Source organism: Runella sp. (assembly GCF_027484545.1).
In the GTDB taxonomy this organism is placed as follows: Bacteria; Bacteroidota; Bacteroidia; order Cytophagales; family Spirosomataceae; genus Runella.
In genome coordinates, this window is sequence record NZ_JAIXST010000031.1 from 1 (window position 1) to 18,377 (window position 18,377).

12 protein-coding genes, 1 other RNA gene and 1 pseudogene are annotated in these 18,377 nt (G+C 42.4%); 13 read left to right on the plus strand and 1 reads right to left on the minus strand.

The annotated features are described in order from the left end of the window. Positions 1-309: 309 nt before the first annotated feature. Complete coding sequence (locus Q0081_RS02705) at positions 310-1,116, plus strand: polysaccharide deacetylase family protein (protein WP_298348949.1); 807 nt, start codon at positions 310-312, stop codon at positions 1,114-1,116. 118 nt (positions 1,117-1,234) lie between these two features. Next, entirely contained in the window at positions 1,235-4,255 is a 3,021-nt protein-coding gene (locus Q0081_RS02710; protein WP_298348951.1) for a PVC-type heme-binding CxxCH protein, read from the plus strand. Between the two features lie 111 nt (positions 4,256-4,366). Here the strand turns inward: Q0081_RS02710 and Q0081_RS02715 are convergent, their stop codons facing one another. Continuing rightward, a complete protein-coding gene (locus tag Q0081_RS02715; RefSeq protein ID WP_298348952.1) occupies positions 4,367-8,593 on the minus strand; it encodes a CotH kinase family protein in 4,227 nt (1,408 codons plus the stop codon). A 122-nt stretch (positions 8,594-8,715) separates the two neighbouring features. Between Q0081_RS02715 and rbfA the strand changes: the two genes are divergently transcribed. The 11 genes and pseudogenes from rbfA to Q0081_RS02770 all read left to right on the plus strand — a co-directional run bounded on the left by rbfA (position 8,716) and on the right by Q0081_RS02770 (position 18,330). Next, positions 8,716-9,090: a 30S ribosome-binding factor RbfA gene (gene rbfA, locus Q0081_RS02720; protein ID WP_298348953.1), complete on the plus strand. Its 375-nt coding sequence runs from the start codon at positions 8,716-8,718 to the stop codon at positions 9,088-9,090. 77 nt (positions 9,091-9,167) lie between these two features. Then, on the plus strand, positions 9,168-10,241 hold the full coding sequence (gene pheA, locus Q0081_RS02725) for a prephenate dehydratase (RefSeq protein WP_298348956.1): 1,074 nt from the start codon (positions 9,168-9,170) through the stop codon (positions 10,239-10,241). A 45-nt stretch (positions 10,242-10,286) separates the two neighbouring features. Beyond that, entirely contained in the window at positions 10,287-10,619 is a 333-nt protein-coding gene (locus Q0081_RS02730) for a tRNA-binding protein (RefSeq protein ID WP_298348958.1), read from the plus strand. A gap of 21 nt (positions 10,620-10,640) precedes the next feature. After that, complete coding sequence (locus tag Q0081_RS02735) at positions 10,641-11,132, plus strand: glycoside hydrolase family 20 zincin-like fold domain-containing protein (RefSeq protein ID WP_298348961.1); 492 nt, start codon at positions 10,641-10,643, stop codon at positions 11,130-11,132. A 266-nt stretch (positions 11,133-11,398) separates the two neighbouring features. Continuing rightward, positions 11,399-12,682, plus strand: coding sequence for a DUF4403 family protein (locus Q0081_RS02740; protein ID WP_298348963.1), 1,284 nt, complete (start codon positions 11,399-11,401; stop codon positions 12,680-12,682). 99 nt (positions 12,683-12,781) lie between these two features. Continuing rightward, positions 12,782-13,214: RNase P RNA component class A (gene rnpB / locus Q0081_RS02745), an RNA gene on the plus strand. Between the two features lie 51 nt (positions 13,215-13,265). Further along, positions 13,266-14,834 carry an OmpA family protein gene (locus Q0081_RS02750; RefSeq protein WP_298348966.1) on the plus strand — a complete coding sequence of 523 codons (1,569 nt, stop codon included), beginning with the start codon at positions 13,266-13,268 and terminating at the stop codon, positions 14,832-14,834. A 170-nt stretch (positions 14,835-15,004) separates the two neighbouring features. Further along, complete coding sequence (locus tag Q0081_RS02755; protein ID WP_298348969.1) at positions 15,005-15,520, plus strand: 30S ribosomal protein S16; 516 nt, start codon at positions 15,005-15,007, stop codon at positions 15,518-15,520. A 70-nt stretch (positions 15,521-15,590) separates the two neighbouring features. Next, positions 15,591-16,160: a ribosome maturation factor RimM gene (gene rimM, locus Q0081_RS02760; RefSeq protein ID WP_298348976.1), complete on the plus strand. Its 570-nt coding sequence runs from the start codon at positions 15,591-15,593 to the stop codon at positions 16,158-16,160. A 37-nt stretch (positions 16,161-16,197) separates the two neighbouring features. Continuing rightward, positions 16,198-16,872, plus strand: coding sequence for a tRNA (guanosine(37)-N1)-methyltransferase TrmD (trmD, locus tag Q0081_RS02765; protein ID WP_298348972.1), 675 nt, complete (start codon positions 16,198-16,200; stop codon positions 16,870-16,872). Between the two features lie 254 nt (positions 16,873-17,126). After that, positions 17,127-18,330: pseudogene (locus Q0081_RS02770) on the plus strand (IS3 family transposase). The last annotated feature ends 47 nt before the right edge of the window (positions 18,331-18,377 follow it).

Below are 18,377 nucleotides of genomic sequence, written 5' to 3' on the forward strand. Positions count from 1 at the left end.
GAACGCCAGAACAGGTATTCAAGGGAAGAAAAAGTACTATAAACAAAGTGGAAAACAAAATCAACTAATAACTTCGTTATTCAACAGAATGGTCCAGTTTCAGGGGCGCAGTATAGGGTGTTAAGTAAATGTCCCCACTTTACTGCTTGGACACAAAAACTGCTTTCACTTTAAAACCGCAAACTTCGGTAGGATAGTATGAAAGGAGTATATGATTTTGAGGAATGAATATTTGAAAAGAAAAACTAAGTAATTTACTGATAGTCTGCCTTTTTTATCTAAAATACCCTTAACCAAATCACTTCTTTCATGAAACGCCTTGCCTATTTATTTGTATTGATACCTGTACTGACAATTTGTTCTTTTGCCCAAACTCAGTCAACATCCAATGCCCATTTTTGGCCCGAAGGAAAAACCGTAGCGCTCAGTCTTAGCTTCGATGATGCGCGTTTGAGTCAGGTAGATGCAGGAACTCCGTTGTTTGACCAATACGGCGTGAAAGCTACTTTTTTTGTGTTGACGACGAGCGTGGACAAACGGCTTAATGCTTGGAAAACGGCCCTGAAAAATGGTCATGAAATTGGCAATCATTCCGAAAAACATCCGTGCAGTGGCAATTTTGCGTGGGCCAGACCCAATGCTTTGGAAGAATATACGCTCTACAAAATGAAAAATGAGTTGGTGCGAACCAACAAAGCTATTCAGGACCAACTAGGCATTACACCGCAGCTATTCGCTTATCCTTGCGGTGAAACATTTGTGGGGCGCGGACTTAACACCAAAAGCTACATACCCGTCATTGCGGAGTTGTTTTCAGCAGGAAGAGGTTGGCTTAGTGAAGGCCCAAATGACCCGACTTATTGTGATATGGCGCAGCTGACAGGTATGGAAATGGACGGGAAAGACTTTGAGCAAATCTTGCCCATCATCGAAAATGCCAAAAAAACGGGGCATTGGGTAGTGTTGGCAGGTCACGAAGTAGGTGAAGCAGGTAACCAGACAACGCGAGTAGCAATGCTGAAAAAGTTGTGTGAATATGCCCAAAATCCTGCCAACGGCGTGTGGATTGCCCCCATCGGAACCGTCGCTAAGTACGTTCAGGAAAAAAGAAAATAGGGCAACTATTGGAAGTAACCATGACAAGACGGATGAAAAATCCGTTTTTATCCGCGCTACTTGTATCCGTTTTATCCGCGTTCTATAGTATTTATTAGTTGACTATCAATTGATTATTATGCGATACCTTGCGCTTTTCACTTTGTTGACTTTGTTCTCTTATCAACACCCTCCCAAGCTTTCGGCTGAACATCGAAAAGCCTTAGAATCATTGCAGGTGATGGAAGGGTTTAAGGTGGAATTGGTCGCTGCCGAACCGCTCATTGCTGACCCCGTAGCCATGGAAGTGGACGAAGACGGCAACATGTACGTCGTAGAAATGCACGGTTATCCTTTAGACGTGAGTGGTTCGGGGAAGGTAAAACTGTTGAAAGATACTGATAATGACGGTTTTCCTGACAAGAGCATTGTTTTTGCCGACCACTTGACGCTGCCCACGGGAATCATGCGTTGGAAAAACGGAATCATCGTTACCGATTCGCCTGACGTGCTTTATTTGGAAGATACCAACAACGATGGTAAGGCCGATATTCGCAAAAAAATGCTTTCTGGTTTTGCGCTGTCAAACCCGCAACATAATCTCAATACGCCGCGATTTGAGCTGGACAACTGGATTTATTTGGGGCACGAAGGGGCCGTGACTCCTTTTGTGTATAAAAAAGAGTTTGGCGATAAAGGCACAAAAATCGTTTTCCCCGATAACCCGAACGCTCCGCAATTAGGCCCTAATGCCAATGGACGTGCAGTGCGTTTTAAGCCAGACAGTTACGAAGTAGAAGAGTTATCAGGAAGAACCCAATACGGTCATGCAATGGACGCGTGGGGGCATCATTTGTACACAAGCAATGCCAATCATTTGTACCATGAAGTATTGGCAAATCAATACCTGAAAAATAATCCTGCGTTGCTCGTTCCGAATGCTACACAAAACATCTCTGACCACGGCGAAGCGGCAGAAATTTACCCCATTACCGAAGCTCCTAATCATCAGTTATTGACCGATGTAGGAGTCATTACTTCGTCTTGTGGCGTTACGTGGTATTTGGGAGGTGCGTTTGGTGAAAAATTCAAAAATGTGACGTTCATTGCCGAGCCTGTGCATAACCTTGTTCATGCGGATATTATCAAAGATGCCGGGGCGAGTTTTGTGGCGAGTCGTCTGAATGAAAAATCGGAATTTTTAGCTTCTAAAGATGCGTGGTTTCGGCCCGTAAATTTTTACGTTGGTCCCGACGGTGCTTTGTATGTCATTGATTATTACCGCCAAATCATCGAACATCCCGAATGGATGTCGGATGAAATTACACAATCGGGAGCGTTGTACAATGGCACCGACAAAGGGCGTATTTACCGAATTGTTCCCGAAAAAGGTTTGCCGATGAATTGGTTAGGGAAACTGAATTTGTCCAAAAAAACGTCGGTAGAATTAGTGAAGTTGCTCGAAAATGAAAACGGGTGGTATCGCCGAACGGCTCAGCGTTTATTGTTGCACCGACAGGCAAAAGAGGCTGTTCCCGCTTTGAATGAATTGATTTCGAAAGGCACATTACCCGAAGCCAAGGTTCACGCGATTTGGTTGTTGGATGCAATGAAAAGTCTTGAAAATGAAGATTTTGTGTGCGCTTTTGGAAGTGCAGAGGCAGGGGTAAGAGAAAATGCAATACGGGTTGCGGAGCGATATCTGAACGGTGATTTTAAGGAGAAGTTGGAGAAGGAATTGGTAGCCTTACAAAACGATGACAATGCCAAAGTTCGCTTTCAATTGCTGAATACACTCGGTTTTGTAAAGTCGCCGGAAGCTGAAAAAGCCCGGTTAGCCCTTCTGAAAAGAGATTTTAACGACCGTTGGGCTGGACTTGCCGGCATTGCTTCTTTTGCGGGAAAAGAGAATCTAATTTTTGATTTGGCCATCAGAGAATTTACCAAAAAACAAACCCCTGAAACTGCCGAATTCTTTTCCAATTTAGCGGCTACCATTGCCAATGGGACTGATAGATTGGCTGTTTCGGAAATGCTGCAAAAAACAACAATCGACACTCGGGGATTTGATTGGTGGAAGGCGGCTATGCTAAACGGTATCACTAAACTTTGGCAATTTAAGAAGGGCGCTGGCAGTTTATTGATTTTGCAAAAAGAGCAATTATTGGCCAATTTTTCAATGACAACTTCGCCCGAACTTCGGGCTGCTTCGCTGAATTTATTGGAGGTGGTGGGTTTGCCTAAAGGAAAATTGTTGGATGAAAAGCTGGAAAGTGCGGTAACAGCTTTAAACAATCCTGCCTCACTTTCAGAGAAAGGAACTAAAGCCGATGCTTTTCGGGCCGATGGCATTGCCTTACTTTCCATGGCAAATTCAGGTGAAATCAAGCCACTTCTGCAACAATTACTCACTCAACAAGAAGCGGCAGCAATTCAAGTGGCTGCGTTGAAAACACTGGGGAAAACGGCTGATGGTCAGACTTGTTTGTTTTTATTGAAAGAGATGAAAAACTTTTCTCCTTCGCTCAAAAAAGAAGCGGTCAATGTGTTCTTATCAAAGCCCGAACGAATCAATTTACTGTTAAAGGCCATTGAGGAAAAAGAAGTTGAAAAATCGGTGATAGGGTGGGGGCAGATGGTACGATTGATGAATTACTATGATACCAACATTCGAGCCTATGCCCGTAAAGTGTTGTCGGTAAATGAAGACCGTAAGGCCGTTTTGAATAAATACATGCTGGCATTGGAAATGAAAGGCGTACAATCAAAAGGTAAGTTGATTTTTGAGAAAAATTGTGCTTCCTGTCACCAAATTGAAGGCTTAAAAGGCGTGAATTTCGGCCCTGACCTTTCGACGTTACGCAGTCGAAATGCCACTTCCGTTTTGACAGAAATCCTCAATCCCAACAACTCCATTGCCGACAATTATGATTTTTGGACGTTGGAACTTAAAAACGGAACTTCCATTGCAGGGGTGATTTTGCAGGAAAATGCCACCGGTTTGTCGGTCAGAGAAATGGGTGGCGTGGAAAGCGTTATTCAGAAAAAAGATGTTTCCAAAATGCAAAAATCCGAAACTTCAATTATGCCTAATGGCCTCGAAAATGCCATCAGCGTTCAGGAAATGGCCGATTTGATTGCGTTTATCAAAAAACAGTAATTTTCCCTTTAAGCAATTAAGTAAAAATTTTGGAGTGTTTGTGTTACTGTAATTGTTTGATTTTAAACGATTAACAGTTAACGGATAACTGTTAACTTATGCTTTAGCGCGTTAAAACTGAACCCCTGAAAACTTACCGTTATTGCGTCGCCAAATGGTAGCGTCGCTTGCGTTGATTTCTCCGTCTAAATTGAAATCACTGAATGTATACCTTCCAAATTTTCCGTTGTCAATCAGCCACATCGTGGCGTCATTTGCGTTGATTTCAGAAAAGGAAGCCTTTTGGGCATCGGACGCATACAAACAATAGGTGGCACCTACCTGAAGTTGCCCAGAGGCTGGTAAACCCGCAGGGATGTAGGATTGACGTTGGGTAAAATCGTACGTGATTTTATTTTTGACAATTGGAACGGCATCATGAGATACGGCTCCGATATGATTTCGGTGTTCTACGGCCACAAAGAATGACTGTGTTGGATTTAAGACGGGACAATTGGCTATCGCGGTTATCTTCCCGTCTTTGTGAAGCAAAGCGGCCGTTCGGTAAACGGTTGTGGTGGCTTCTTGCGGAGCTGTACGTAGTGAAAGTAACACCCAATCCACGACGTCGGCGGCATAAATACTGGAGGACTCCGTACCGTTATAGTTCCAGGGTGCACTCTTGTAAGGTTGACCTGTGGGCGTGGCAACTGCTAACGCACTCAAAGGCAACTGACCCGGAAGTAATCCCTGCTGATTGAGTTTGGTACTCATCGTTGTGCCACTCATAGCTCCTTCCAACAGTACTTTTACTTCAAGACAAACAGTCGCCGCAGTGGGGGCGCTTACCTGTATACTGATTTGAGCACGGTCGCTTTCGCAATTATTAACCGTCTGATTTACAAAATAATTGCTCGTTCCAACAGTACTTGTGGAAGGTGTTGGCGCAACAGTATTTGCCGTTCCGCCCGTTGCCGAAGTGTACCATTTTATGCCCGAACCGACGGCCGTGAGTACTGCCGGTGCTTGGCCCTGTGTGTAAGTGATGACAGCAGTCACCAGCGGTTTCGCGGGCTTGGCTTTGACAGTCACATCTATTTTTGCCCGATTGCTTTCGCAGCCGTTGACGGTTTGAGTCACAAAATGACTGAGTGTTGTTGCGTTTGTTGTGGATGGAGTTGGAGCAATGTTACTGCCCGCTCCCCCGTTTAGCACCGTATACCATTGCAAATTTGTGCCGCTTGCAGTGAGGGATAAAGCCGTTTGTGACTGACAATATTCAATATTGTTTACTGAAGGCGCAGTGGGTTTACTCTTAATCGTCACATCTATTTTTGCACGGTCGCTTTCGCAGCCGTTGAGGGTTTGAGAGACAAAATAAGAAGAAAGACCAGCTAAAGAGGTAGCAGGAGTTGGAACAACACCGGTGCCTGTTCCACCAATAAGACTTGTGTACCATTTTAGACTTGTTCCACTGACAGAAAGTGGCGCAGCGGTCTGCCCCTGACAATAACTCAGAGCAGAAGTTACCTGTGGTTTATCGGGTTTAATTTTAACATTCACATTGATTTGAGTGCGATTACTCTCACAACCGTTCACAGTTTGTGAAACAAAATAACTGGATAAAGTAGCTGTAATAGTAGGGGGAGTAGGGGCAATTGGTGTACCTGTGCCTCCGTTGGGGAGAGTGTACCATTGTAAATTGGTTCCATTGGCAGAGAGAGACACGGTCGTTTGTCCTTGGCAATAATCTACATTACTTGCCGACGGAGCAGCGGGTTTAGAGTTGATGGTAACATCTATTTTTGCTCGGTCACTTTCGCAGCCATTGGGGGTTTGGGAAACAAAATAGGAGAAAAGCCCGGTTGAAATAGTGGATGGAGTAGGAGCGGTATCGCTTCCAAGTCCTCCCGTAAGTGTCGAATACCACTGCAAATTTGTGCCGTTGGCCGTAAGCGGGGTAGCAGTTTGTCCTGCACAGTATCCCAAAGCAGAAGTTGCCTGTGGCTTATCGGATTTGCTTTTTATGTTTACGGTGAGTTGAGTACGGTTGCTTTCACAACTGTTTATGGTTTGTGAAACAAAATAACTCAGTAAACCGGCGGAAGATGTAGTAGGAATTGGAGCGTTAAAATCTCCGGTGCCACCCACGGAACCGCTGTACCATTTCAAATTACTTCCGTTGGCAGAGAGTTGACCAGCAGTTTGCCCTTGGCAGTATTCTGCATTGTTTGCCGTAGGGGCAGTAGGTTTAGAATTAATCGTAACGTCGATTTTTGCCCGGTCGCTTTCGCAACCGCCGATGGTTTGAGAAACAAAATAAGAAAAAAGCCCTGAAGAGGCCGTGGAAGGGGTCGGAGCAGTCGCTTCACCGACTCCACCCGAAGCAGTGTTGTACCATTTCAAGTTGATTCCGCTTGCAGAAAGCGGTGCTGAGGTCAACTCCTGGCAATAGTTCAGGGCGAGAGTTGCCTGTGGTTTATCGGGTCTTATTTTTATACTTACATTAATTTGGGTACGGTTACTTTCGCAACCATTAACGGTTTGAGAAACAAAGTAACTGAGCAAATTGGGCGACGAAGTAGATGGGGTAGGAGAGGCGGTGGTACCTGTCCCGCCGCTTGGAGAGGTGTACCACTGTAAATTAGCGCCACTGGCAGAGAGTGGCGAGGCCGTTTGTCCCTGACAATACTCTATATTGTTTGCTGACGGAGCACTCGGTTTAGAGCTGACGCTAACATCAATTTGAGCCCGTTCACTTTCGCAACCGTTGATGGTTTGAGAAACAAAATAGGAAGTGGTTCCTAAAGATACCGTAACGGGCGTAGGAGCGGTAGAACTTCCTACACCATCCGTTTGAAAATTATACCATTTCAACTCTGTTCCGGTAGCGGTAAGTTGCGTACTGATTTGTCCCTGACAATAATTGACGGGCGAAGTAACGCCCGGTTTAGCTACATTGGCGCAGTCTATGACTTTACCCAATGCTCCTATTTGTGAGATATTGGCATCTACCCAGTTCAGGCGTTGCTGTGTCCAGTTTTTAAACCAATTGACTTCTTCCTGATAGGTATTTCCGTAGTAATAATTAGGCCATACCCATTCTCCTAAAATGGGCCACCGCTGAAAGTTACGTACCTGAGATTCATTTAACAAGGTCGCATTTTGGTCAATAAATGAGGTAATGTTACCCGTTGACCATTGATTTTGGCGAAGTTGCTGCCAACGGTCGCGTACCTTGATACAAAAATCGCGGTCTTCCAGAAGTCTCGCCCACCAAAAAGGGACTTGTTTATCTTCGCTTGGGCAAAATTCTCTGATAAAATCATACGCCCAGTGATTGGTTTCCCAACCGTGGCAAAAGTTGGCATTTCCGTAAGCGTGGTCATAATCCCAGGGCGCTCCCATCTTGATTTTGGAATTTCGGCTGTCACGGTCTTTGTAAAAGAAAATGCTTAATCGAAAAGCATCAATGTTGTAATTTAATTCGGTCAGCAGAAAATAATCGATAAAACTGTTGACATCAATGTATTTGGCGTAGCCATTGGTTGGGTCTTTGAAATTAGTAGATTTCAGTACGTTCTCAAATTCGGTAAAATGATTTTTGATGTAATTATATTGACCATCAGTAAGTACCTCTTTTTTGGGATATTCTACCATCACGTTGATTTCCATGCCGTGATTGGCAAGATGAGGGGAAAGCCAAGAGGCATTGCTCGTTCCCGTATTTTTGTCAATTTTCAGTATATATCCCCCCGTAATCGCGTCGCCATCCGTATCGGTAGGTTTTAAGGAAGCAATATCAATTCGATTGACGTCGCGTTTGATTTTCTCCATCATAATGTAGACGCCTCGATAATCACCATCCAAAACAAGCTCTACATACTTGGTTCTGGAAGCATACCGGCCCATTTGGTTAGACAGATGATACGTCAGTACATCACGCATCAACGACTTATCGGTGTAACTGGCGTTGAGAATCCAATCGCTTTCGGTAGGCATCCCTAAGATGGGAACATTAATACTTTTATCCGTACCGTCCCGAGTTTCAAAACCATAGGGTTTTTTAGGGAAGAACTGAGATGCCGAGCCCCGGAGCTCAATTCCTACAGTGCCGTCAAAGCTGTTGAAAGGGTCGGGGAGGTTATTATTAAACGGATTTTTGTAATAGTTTCGATTGCCTGTTCCATTGTCAATGATACCCATCTTAACATTGACTTTGGGCTCATCTACAATAGTTTTACCCTCGGTATTGATAACTACAATCGGCAAATTAGAAGATTCAAAATTTTGGGCCTGTGTACCAGTAAAGGTTAAGTGTAAGAGCACTAAAAATGCTGTAGCGTATAGCTTATACATGATTGTTGAGTACTGATTTTGCTATTACTTTGAGTACGGCTCAAAAACCATGCCACTTTTGCGTTTGGGAATTTCGTACCTTTGCATAAAATTGAGGTGTTAAAAATTATCACCATTAAGAAATGGAATCCAAAAGACAACAGAAAGTCGCTCGACAAATTCAGAAAGATTTGAGCGATATTTTTCAGAAAGAAGGTCGGACTTGGTTCGACAACGCGTTTATTACTGTTACAGTAGTAAGAATGTCACCGGACTTGGGAGTTGCGCGGGTATATTTGAGTTTTTTAATATCAAAAAACAAAGGACTTCTTCTCGAACAAATTCAGGATCGCAGCAAATCAATTCGCCAATTATTGGGCCAGAAGATTCGTCATCAATTGCGTATCGTCCCGGAGATACACTTTTACTTAGATGATACCGCCGAATATGCCGCAAAAATGGACATATTGTTTGCAAACTTAACAATACCTCCTACCAAAGGAGAAGAAAATCAGTAAATAGAATTCAGAAGTCAGGAGTAAGAAATCAGTCACTTGCTTCTATCTCCTGACTTCTTACTCCTGAATCCTTACCCATGAATTTAGAAGATATTCGCCGCGAAATAGACGCCCTCGACGACCAATTGTTATTGTTACTCAACCGCCGAATGGAATGGGTACACAAAGTAGGTGAACTAAAAAGAGCTACTCAAACCGTTATTTATCGCCCCGAGCGCGAAAAATCAATACTGGACCGTGTCAAAAAGCAAAATACAGGACCACTTACGTCCGATGCCATTGAAGCGATTTACTTAGAGATTTTTGCGGCGGCACGTAACATCGAATTGCCTGAGCGAATCGCTTACCTCGGTCCTGAAGGAAGTTTTACGCATCAGGCTGCTGAAAGTCGTTTTGGGGCTATGAGCGAATACATGACGCTTCCCACGATCAAATCTGTTTTTGAAGCCGTGGATACAGGTCGGGCAAAATTTGGCGTGATACCCATTGAAAACAACCAGGAAGGAATTGTTTACGAGACGGTGGATTTGCTGAACGAGACCAGCATCAATATTGCTGCAGAATTGAAAATACCCGTTCATTTTGCGTTGGCAACCGAGTGTGAGAATCCTTCAAAAATCAAGCGAATTTATTCCAAAGACATTGCTTTCCGGCAGTGCAGAGGATTTCTTAATAAGTATTTTGAGCAAACTCAGCCCGAAGAAATTCAGGTGGAATCAACTTCCAAAGCTGCTAAACTTGCTTCTGAAGATCCCGAAAGTGCAGCAATTTGCTCGGTTATTGCCGCCCGATTGTTCAGTTTGCCCGTTTTATTTGACAATATTGAGGATAACGGTAACAACCGAACCCGCTTTTTTATATTGGCCAAAGACTTCGTTAATCAGCGTAGTGAAAATGATAAAACTACGCTTATCGCTCGCCTTCCCGATACGGATAAGCCGGGGATTTTGGCGGGTTTTCTCCAAGATTTCAAACGTGCCAATATCAACCTGACCAAAATCGAAAGTCGGCCTTATAAAGGCAGTGAGGATTTTAATTTCTGGTTTTTTATTGAATTGGAAGGCTACTTTAAAGACGAAAACGTACAAAAAGTTTTCAAAAAACACCATAGCTACATCAAATGGCTGGGAAGTTACGTTAAAAATGCGTGATGGAGTGTTATTCTTGTTTGCTAATTCTTAACGCGACATTTGGTGATGATTTCATGGCAGGATTTTGAAAAAGTAGAACTTCGTGCGGGAACGATTGTTCAAGTGGAAGACTTTCCAAAAGCACGTAAACCTGCTTATAAAATTTGGGTTGACTTGGGGGATGAAGTAGGGGTAAAACGCAGTTCAGCACAGGTTACAAAACGTTATTCAAAGGAAGAACTTCTTGGAAAACAGGTGATTTGTGTGACTAATTTTCCTCCAAAACAAGTGGCTGATTTTATTTCTGAAGTGTTGGTGACAGGGTTTATACTTCCTGATGGTGAAGTGATTCTGGCTCAGTCTGAACGTGCTGTTCCCAATGGCACCCGTTTGGCCTAACGGATTTTACGGCTGTATAATATGAAAAAAACAGCGTTTCTGCTTTTTCTCTGTTGGACGTTGCTGTTTTGGCCCGCTTTTGGTCAAAACAAGTACGCTATACTTCCTAAGCCCGCGCTATTAGAGGCCAAAGATGGGCAATTTGAACTCTCTAAAAACCTGATTATTGCCGTAGCAGGCACTGACCCTGAGCTTCGTCGTATGGCCGAAGATTTTGCACATCAAATTGGCAGAGTGGCGGGACGGGACACCAAAGTTTTTGCAGGAAATTTTCGGGTAAAAGATGGTATCAATTTTGTGGTCAGCAAGGATCCGAAATTGGGAACATCAGGCTATTTTTTAGAGATTACTCCTAAGCGTATCGTAATTACCGCAGAGCAGTCCAAAGGATTTGCCTCTGGTTTAAAATCATTGATGCAGCTCATGCCCGCCGAAATTTTTGGAACAGTCAGAGTGGAAGGTATTCATTGGAAGATTCCTTGCTGCTATGTGGAGGACCAACCTGTTCCTTAGCAGAGTCAAAAAATAGAATTTCCTTTTTTTTCGTTATTAAGGGACTTGCAAGGTTGTTTTGGTAACTTTGTGAGTCATTTTAGTTTTTAGCCCACCGGGTTCGTTTAGATATTTTTATGGAAAAAAGACTATTGAGGACTATTGACCTCCGATTGCTTATAATCTGCTGTCTACTGCTTACTGCCTACTGTTTACTGTTTATTGCCTGCCAATCTCCTGCAACTACTCAGCCAAAAGCTCCTGTTGAAGCATACCAACACACCAACATGGAAATTCAAAGCGAAAAACATAAATCAGTGGTTAACTTGCCTATCGAACTTTCGATAGCAGAGCTTTCAAAACACCTGAATATTCAGGTGCAGGGACTGATTTATGAAGACAATGATAAAGAGGAAGGTTTCCGAATTAAGGTATGGAAACGTGCTCCAATTGTAGCCGAAGCCCGAGATTCGTTGTTGTTTTACACTGTACCTTTGAAAATATGGGGAGAGAAAACCTTTCAAGTATTGGGCATATCAAATGCTCAGGCCACTGAATTTCAAGTTAATCTTAAATTTATGACCCGCTTTGGGGTGGATCCTGATTGGAAAGTGCGTACACAGACAGTATCCGCAGGATTTGACTGGGTAACAAAGCCGAGTATAAAAGTAGCGGGCATTGAGGTACCTATCACAGGAATAATCAGCCGTAAAATCTCTGAGAATCTTGAGAAGTTTTCCAAGGCCATTGATGACAATATTCGAGGAAATTTTGTGGTGAAACCCTACATTTTGCAGGCTTGGAATCTGGTTCGGGAACCGCGTTTACTGTCGGAAGAGTATCGGACTTGGTTGGCCGTTACACCTACTGATATTTTAATGACTCCCTTCAACGTTCGGAATGGAAAAATTAGCGCTACGCTTGGTATCCGAGGATTTACCCAGACACTTACGGGTGAAAAGCCAACCATAAAGCCGGTTACAGATGTTCCCAATCTTATCATTACCCCTGATGTCCCCAATGGTTTTCAAATTGGACTGATTGGAGTTGTGCCTTACGAAGAAGCATCCAAACTTGCGGCGACCCAATTTATCGGCAAGACATTTGACTTTAAAGAAGGTAAATATAAAATAGAAGTGACGAGTGTAGACATTTATGGTCAAAATGACAAACTCGTAATTAAAGCAGGATTGAAGGGAAGCATCAATGGTATCATTTATTTGAAAGGAATTCCTTACTATGATGCTAAAACGCGGTTATTATCTTTGAAAAACGTAGACTATGATTTGAATACCCGAAGCGTACTTGTTCAAACCGCCAATTGGTTATTGCAGGGACGGTTTGCCAAACAAATCGAACAGCAATTTGTGTTTCCGGTTGGGGCTCAGATAGAAGAGGCTCAAAAAGCTATTCGTCAACAACTTACTACTCGTAAAGTGGCAAAAGGAATAGATTTTGGGGGCCGTTTGGACTCGCTTGATCCCGATCAAGTGTACCTGACTCCCACCTCTTTAGTGGCATTGATTGTAGCTAAAGGACACGTCGAAATCAAAATTGACGGACTGCTTTAAGTCAAAAAAATGAGCCTCTATTTATGGTTTTTACGATTTTTTTCTTTTTATTTGATTTTTAAAGAGCGTAACTCTTTATAGCTTTGTACCCGATAGCGTTATCAGAGCTGTCTTATCGTTCCGATACCTGACGCAAGTTAGGAGCGGGAAGGAAAGTCCGGACAGCGCAGAGTACCGTACTTCCTAACAGGAAGGCAAATTGCCGGCGACAGCAGTTTGACAGCAAGTGCAACAGAAAGCGTACCGCCCTTCACCGGCATAATCTTTTAGAGAGAATGTCTATGAAGTGGTAAGGGTGAAAAGGTGGAGTAAGAGCCCACCGCTTGCCTGGTGACAGACAGGGCACTGCAAACCTTACGGGCTGAAAGACCAAATAAGCATCAACTTCGGGGCGACTCGTCCCTGTATTTCGTAAAAAATACGTTGGTGTGGGTAGGTTGATAGATTCCAACGGCGACGTTGGAACCAGATAAATGATAAGAATTCCGATGTATTTTGGAAAACAGAATCCGGCTTATAGGCTCGATGCGCTATTATTAAAAAAAATATATTACCCTTTTGCAGTAAACAACGCTCATTGCCCATGAAAAAAATTATTTTACTGTCCACTCTATTTATGTTATTGTTGGCATTGACGAACATCAATGCTCAGTCTCCTGCTCCTAAAAGTGCGGGTTATGAAGGTCCGAATAAGTTGAACACATGGGCGATTACCATTACCCCCGCCCTCACCCAATTCTATGGTGATTTGCGTCAATATGACTTTAAATTAGGGCCTGAAGAACACATTACGGGCGGGTTGGGTCTTGCTTTGCACAAGCAAATTACTCCGATTTTCGGCGCAAGTGTCAATTTCTGGACGGGCAATCTAAATGGTTCGAAGCAGCGCATTTATAATGCGCATTTTGAAAGTAAGGGCTTTCTTCAAACCTCTATTAATGCCCACGCTAACTTGAAACCTATATTATTCGGTTACGATAAATTAAAGCGTTGGAAATGGGATGTGTTTGTGGGTTATGGTTATATGTGGTTTAATTCCCGTGTATATCGCCTCGGAACGAACAATGGAGTCGAGCTTATTCGCACTAATACCAACCGAAGCTCAAAAACTGCCGGTGAATGGGAACGTGACGGTTCTACTTATACTCGTGAAATTGTATTCCCGATTGGTTCTTCCATTCATTTTGAAGCTTCCCCTCGGATTGATATTGGCCTTGATTTTACACTTAATCACGTTAACTCTGAAAAATTGGACGTGACTTATGGTGGCGGAGGTACTGAGCAGTATCCAAGACAGGACATTTGGTTGTTTAAAAAAGGAGATTCTAAACAGGATAAGTGGGGAAGTATCGGTCTTTCAGTAACTTATAAAATCGGTAAAAATGAAGTAATGGCGAAGAAAGATGCTTCGGGTAAATGGGTACATGACCCGACAAAAGGTCGCTACCACTTGCGTTATACCAATCCATTGGCATTGATTGCTCCGCCTTACAATCCTACCATGAAAGATGCGGATTCTATCTCAAAAGCAAACATGCCTAAGCCGGTTGACCCTCGTTTATTTACTGATTCAGATGGTGACGGTGTTGCTGATCTTTTTGACAAAGAACCAAGTACACCTGCAAACAGCATCGTATCAGGGGGTGGAGTAGCAATGGACCTCAATAAATACATCAAGGATATCATTGAAAAGAACTTGCCTAAAGAAGAATGTGAGGCAATGTTTGGTAATATTGAGTTTGATACGGATAAGGCGATTATAAAAGACCCATCACAACAAATACTTAAGCAAGTAATTGACTTGTTGAATTTGCGTCCTAACTGTCGTGCCGTGATTGTAGGACATACGGATGCTCGCGCTTCTGATAACTATAACATTCAACTTTCTAAGCGTCGGGTAGAAGCTGCAAAACGGTATATGATTCGTAACGGAATGCAGGATCCAAGCCGTGTGATGGTTGAGTACTATGGCGAATTGCGTCCGTTGGCTGATAACAAATCGGCAGATGGTATGACTCGTAACCGCCGTGTTGAGATTCGTATTCTTCCGATGAACGATTTGCGGTCTAAGTACCCTGCTGGTTTCCGTACAGGTAAAAAGAAAGACCAAGAGCCAGGCAAAGCGGCCAAAGAACCAAGACAAAAAAATTAATACTTTATTTGTCTTAACGATAGGATAAGTAAACACTAAGGTAAAATTGACAATAGGTTTTGTATGCAAATACAAAACCTATTTTGTTTTTTTAATGAAAACGCCGTACTTTTGCGCCCACGTTTCACCCGAAGGACGTGATCCTTCACATCGTAAACTTTACAAATACAATGGTAAGAATTCGTTTAGCGCGTCGCGGACGCAAAAAAGCGGCAATGTACGACATCGTCGTAGCCGATGCCAGAGCACCACGTGATGGTCGCTTTATTGAAAAATTGGGTACTTACAACCCAATGACAAACCCTATTAAAGTTGTTTTGAACGTTGATAAAGCGGTAAAATGGCTTCTTAACGGTGCACAACCTACAGATACTACCCGTTCAATTTTGAGCCACGAGGGAGTAATGTTACGTAAGCACTTACAGGTAGGGGTTAACAAAGGCGCTATCACTCAGGAAGTGGCTGACGAAAGATTTGAAACTTGGAAACAGGAAAAATCAGGTCGAGTTGAAACCAAGAAAGAAGGTTTGAATAAAAAACAAGCTGATGCTAAACAGGCACAGTTGGATGCAGAACGTAAAGTGAGTGAAACTCGTGCGGCTGCTATTGCCAAGAAAAATGCAGTAGGAGAAGCACCTGTCGCAGAAGCGGCTGCTGAAGCTCCTGCGGAAGACGCGGCAGAATAATTTAAAAAGCCTTATAAGTGGTATGGGTCTGCCTAAAACAGGCTCATACCATTTTTTGTATAACAATAATATGCAGCACAACGACTGTTTTCAATTGGGACACATTACCCGCACGCATGGTACGCGTGGTGAGGTAGTTATTTATTTGGATGTTGATTACCCTGAAGATTACGAAGAATTGGAATCGGTATTTGTAGAGATAAAAGGGCAATTGATTCCTTATTTTGTAAAGAGCATCAACGTTCAGAAAGGAAGTAAGGCCATTGTTAAATTTGAGGATATAAACTCCATCGAAGCAGCTACTCCTTTGATTAATTGCCCGCTCTTTTTGCCCGAAGATAATCTTGATGAACTGGACGGCTCTCAGTTTTATTACCATGAAATTATAGGTTTTAAAGTAGTGGATGATAAATTGGGAGAACTTGGAACGGTTACTACGGTTTATACAATGTCCACTCAGGATTTGATTGCAATGAATTACAATGGCCATGAAGTACTCATTCCCGTCAATGATACGATTGTGCCTGGTATAAATCGTCAGCAAAAAGTGCTTAATGTGCGTTTACCGGAAGGTCTGTTGGATGTTTATCTGGAAGAAGGTACTGCTGCGGCAGATGACGATGATACTGAAATAGACTAATATTTAGAATTTATATCCCATTCCTGACGATTTTAGTATGCGAATAGACATTATTACTTGCTTGCCGCGCCTTTTAGATAGTTTTTTTGAGCATTCTATTTTGAAACGAGCTCAAGATGGAGGACACGTAGAAGTAAAAGTACATGACTTGAGAGACTATAGTCTAAACAAACAGCGGCAAGTGGATGATTATGCCTTTGGAGGAGGAGCAGGGATGGTGATGACAATTGAGCCCATTGCGCGCTGTATTCGTCAACTACAAAGTGAACGCCAGTATGATGAAGTAATTTACGTTACACCAGACGGCGAACGATTTGCTCAAAAAGCGGCAAATCGTTTGTCAATGGCAGAGAACCTGATTATTTTATGCGGGCACTATAAAGGCGTTGATGAAAGAGTACGTGAGCATTTTATTACGAAAGAAATCAGCATCGGTGATTATGTGCTTTCCGGGGGTGAACTTGCCGCCTGTGTTATTGCAGATTCAATTATTCGCCTTATCCCTGGAGTGCTGAATGACGAAACATCAGCCCTTACCGACTCTTTTCAAGATAATTTATTAGCACCTCCTGTTTACACTCGCCCTGCTGACTTTGAGGGGTGGGCAGTCCCTGATATTCTTCTCTCGGGCCACGAAGCTAAAATTTCAGATTGGCGTTTCCAACAATCATTAGATAGAACTCGTTTACGTCGGCCTGACCTTTTGCCATAGGAAAATGGCACGAAATCTGTGAATACCCTGTTACCGACAACCTTTATTCCATTCTTCTGATAAGGTTCGTTATAGTTTATAAAAAACTCCTGATTTTAGCTCATTTAGAGTAAGGTACTCCTTTTTGGTATAGTTTTTGTCCAATTTTTTTTGACGAAAAAGGATTGTTATATAATGTACCCCAATTTTAGGACAGAGAAAGTAGGTTTTTATAAGTAAAAACTTGTTATCTATAATTTTAAAATAATACAAAAATGGGAAAGCGCATTAGACGCAATTATGACGAGAATTTCAAGACAAAAGTGGTACTTGAAACACTAAAAGAGCAAAAAACCTTAGCACAGTTGAGTAGCGACGGGGCCGCCCGCGCGGTTTGAATTACAGGCTCACCAAATTAGTGATTGGAAAAAGCAAGTTATCAGCGGTATACCGACATTGTTTGGTGTTAAGAAAAGTGGGGTTTCTGACGATGAAAAAGAAGAACTGACAGCACCACTTTATCAGCAAATAGGACAACTGAAAGTCGAATTGGACTTTCTAAAAAAAAAGTTACGGAAGAATCCATAGGGTTACCTACCGCAAAAAGAAAAGAGTGGATAGAACCTAACAATGACTCATTGAGCATCGAAAAACAATGCGAATTATTGGGATTAAGTCGGTCGAGTTATTATTATCAAGCTTGTGGTGAAAGTGCGATAAATTTGGCACTTATGAGAGCAATAGATAAATTATATACGCAATATCCTTTTTATGGAGCGAGGCGTTTGGTTGTTAATTTACCTACTGAACATCAGCCAGTTAACATAAAGAAAGTGCGTAGATTGATGAAATCAATGGGTATTGAGGCAATATATCCTAAACCTAACTTGTCAAAACCTAATTTAGAACACAAGATTTATCCATATTTATTAAGGGGAAAAAAGATAGAAAAAGTCAATGAAGTGTGGTCTACTGACATTACATACGTGCCAATGGAGCAAGGTTTTTTGTATTTAGTTGCCGTCGTAGATTGGTATTCTCGCTATATTTTGTCGTGGGAAATCTCAAACACTTTAACAACTGATTTTTGTTTGAAAGCCTTAAATGATGCTTTGAAAATAGGTCAAAAACCCGAAATATTCAACACAGACCGCACGGGCGGCCCCGCAAGGTAGTCAATTTACCTCAAATGAAATTACTAAGGTGTTAATTGACAAAGAAATTTTAGTCTCTATGGACGGAAAAGCCAGAGCTTTGGATAATGTTTTCGTCGAAAGATTTTGGCGTACCATTAAATATGAAGATATTTACCTCAAAGAATATAAGGATGGAAAGGCTCTTTTTGAGGGACTTCTTAGTTATATTCAATTTTATAATTTTGAGCGTAAGCACCAATCTTTACTCTATTTAACACCAAATCAAGTTTTCAATGAACGACTGCCAATAACTAAAAATAGTACAATATTAACTAAACCATAATACACTTATAAAGTATTAACTATTTTGTCCAATTAATGGGGTACACC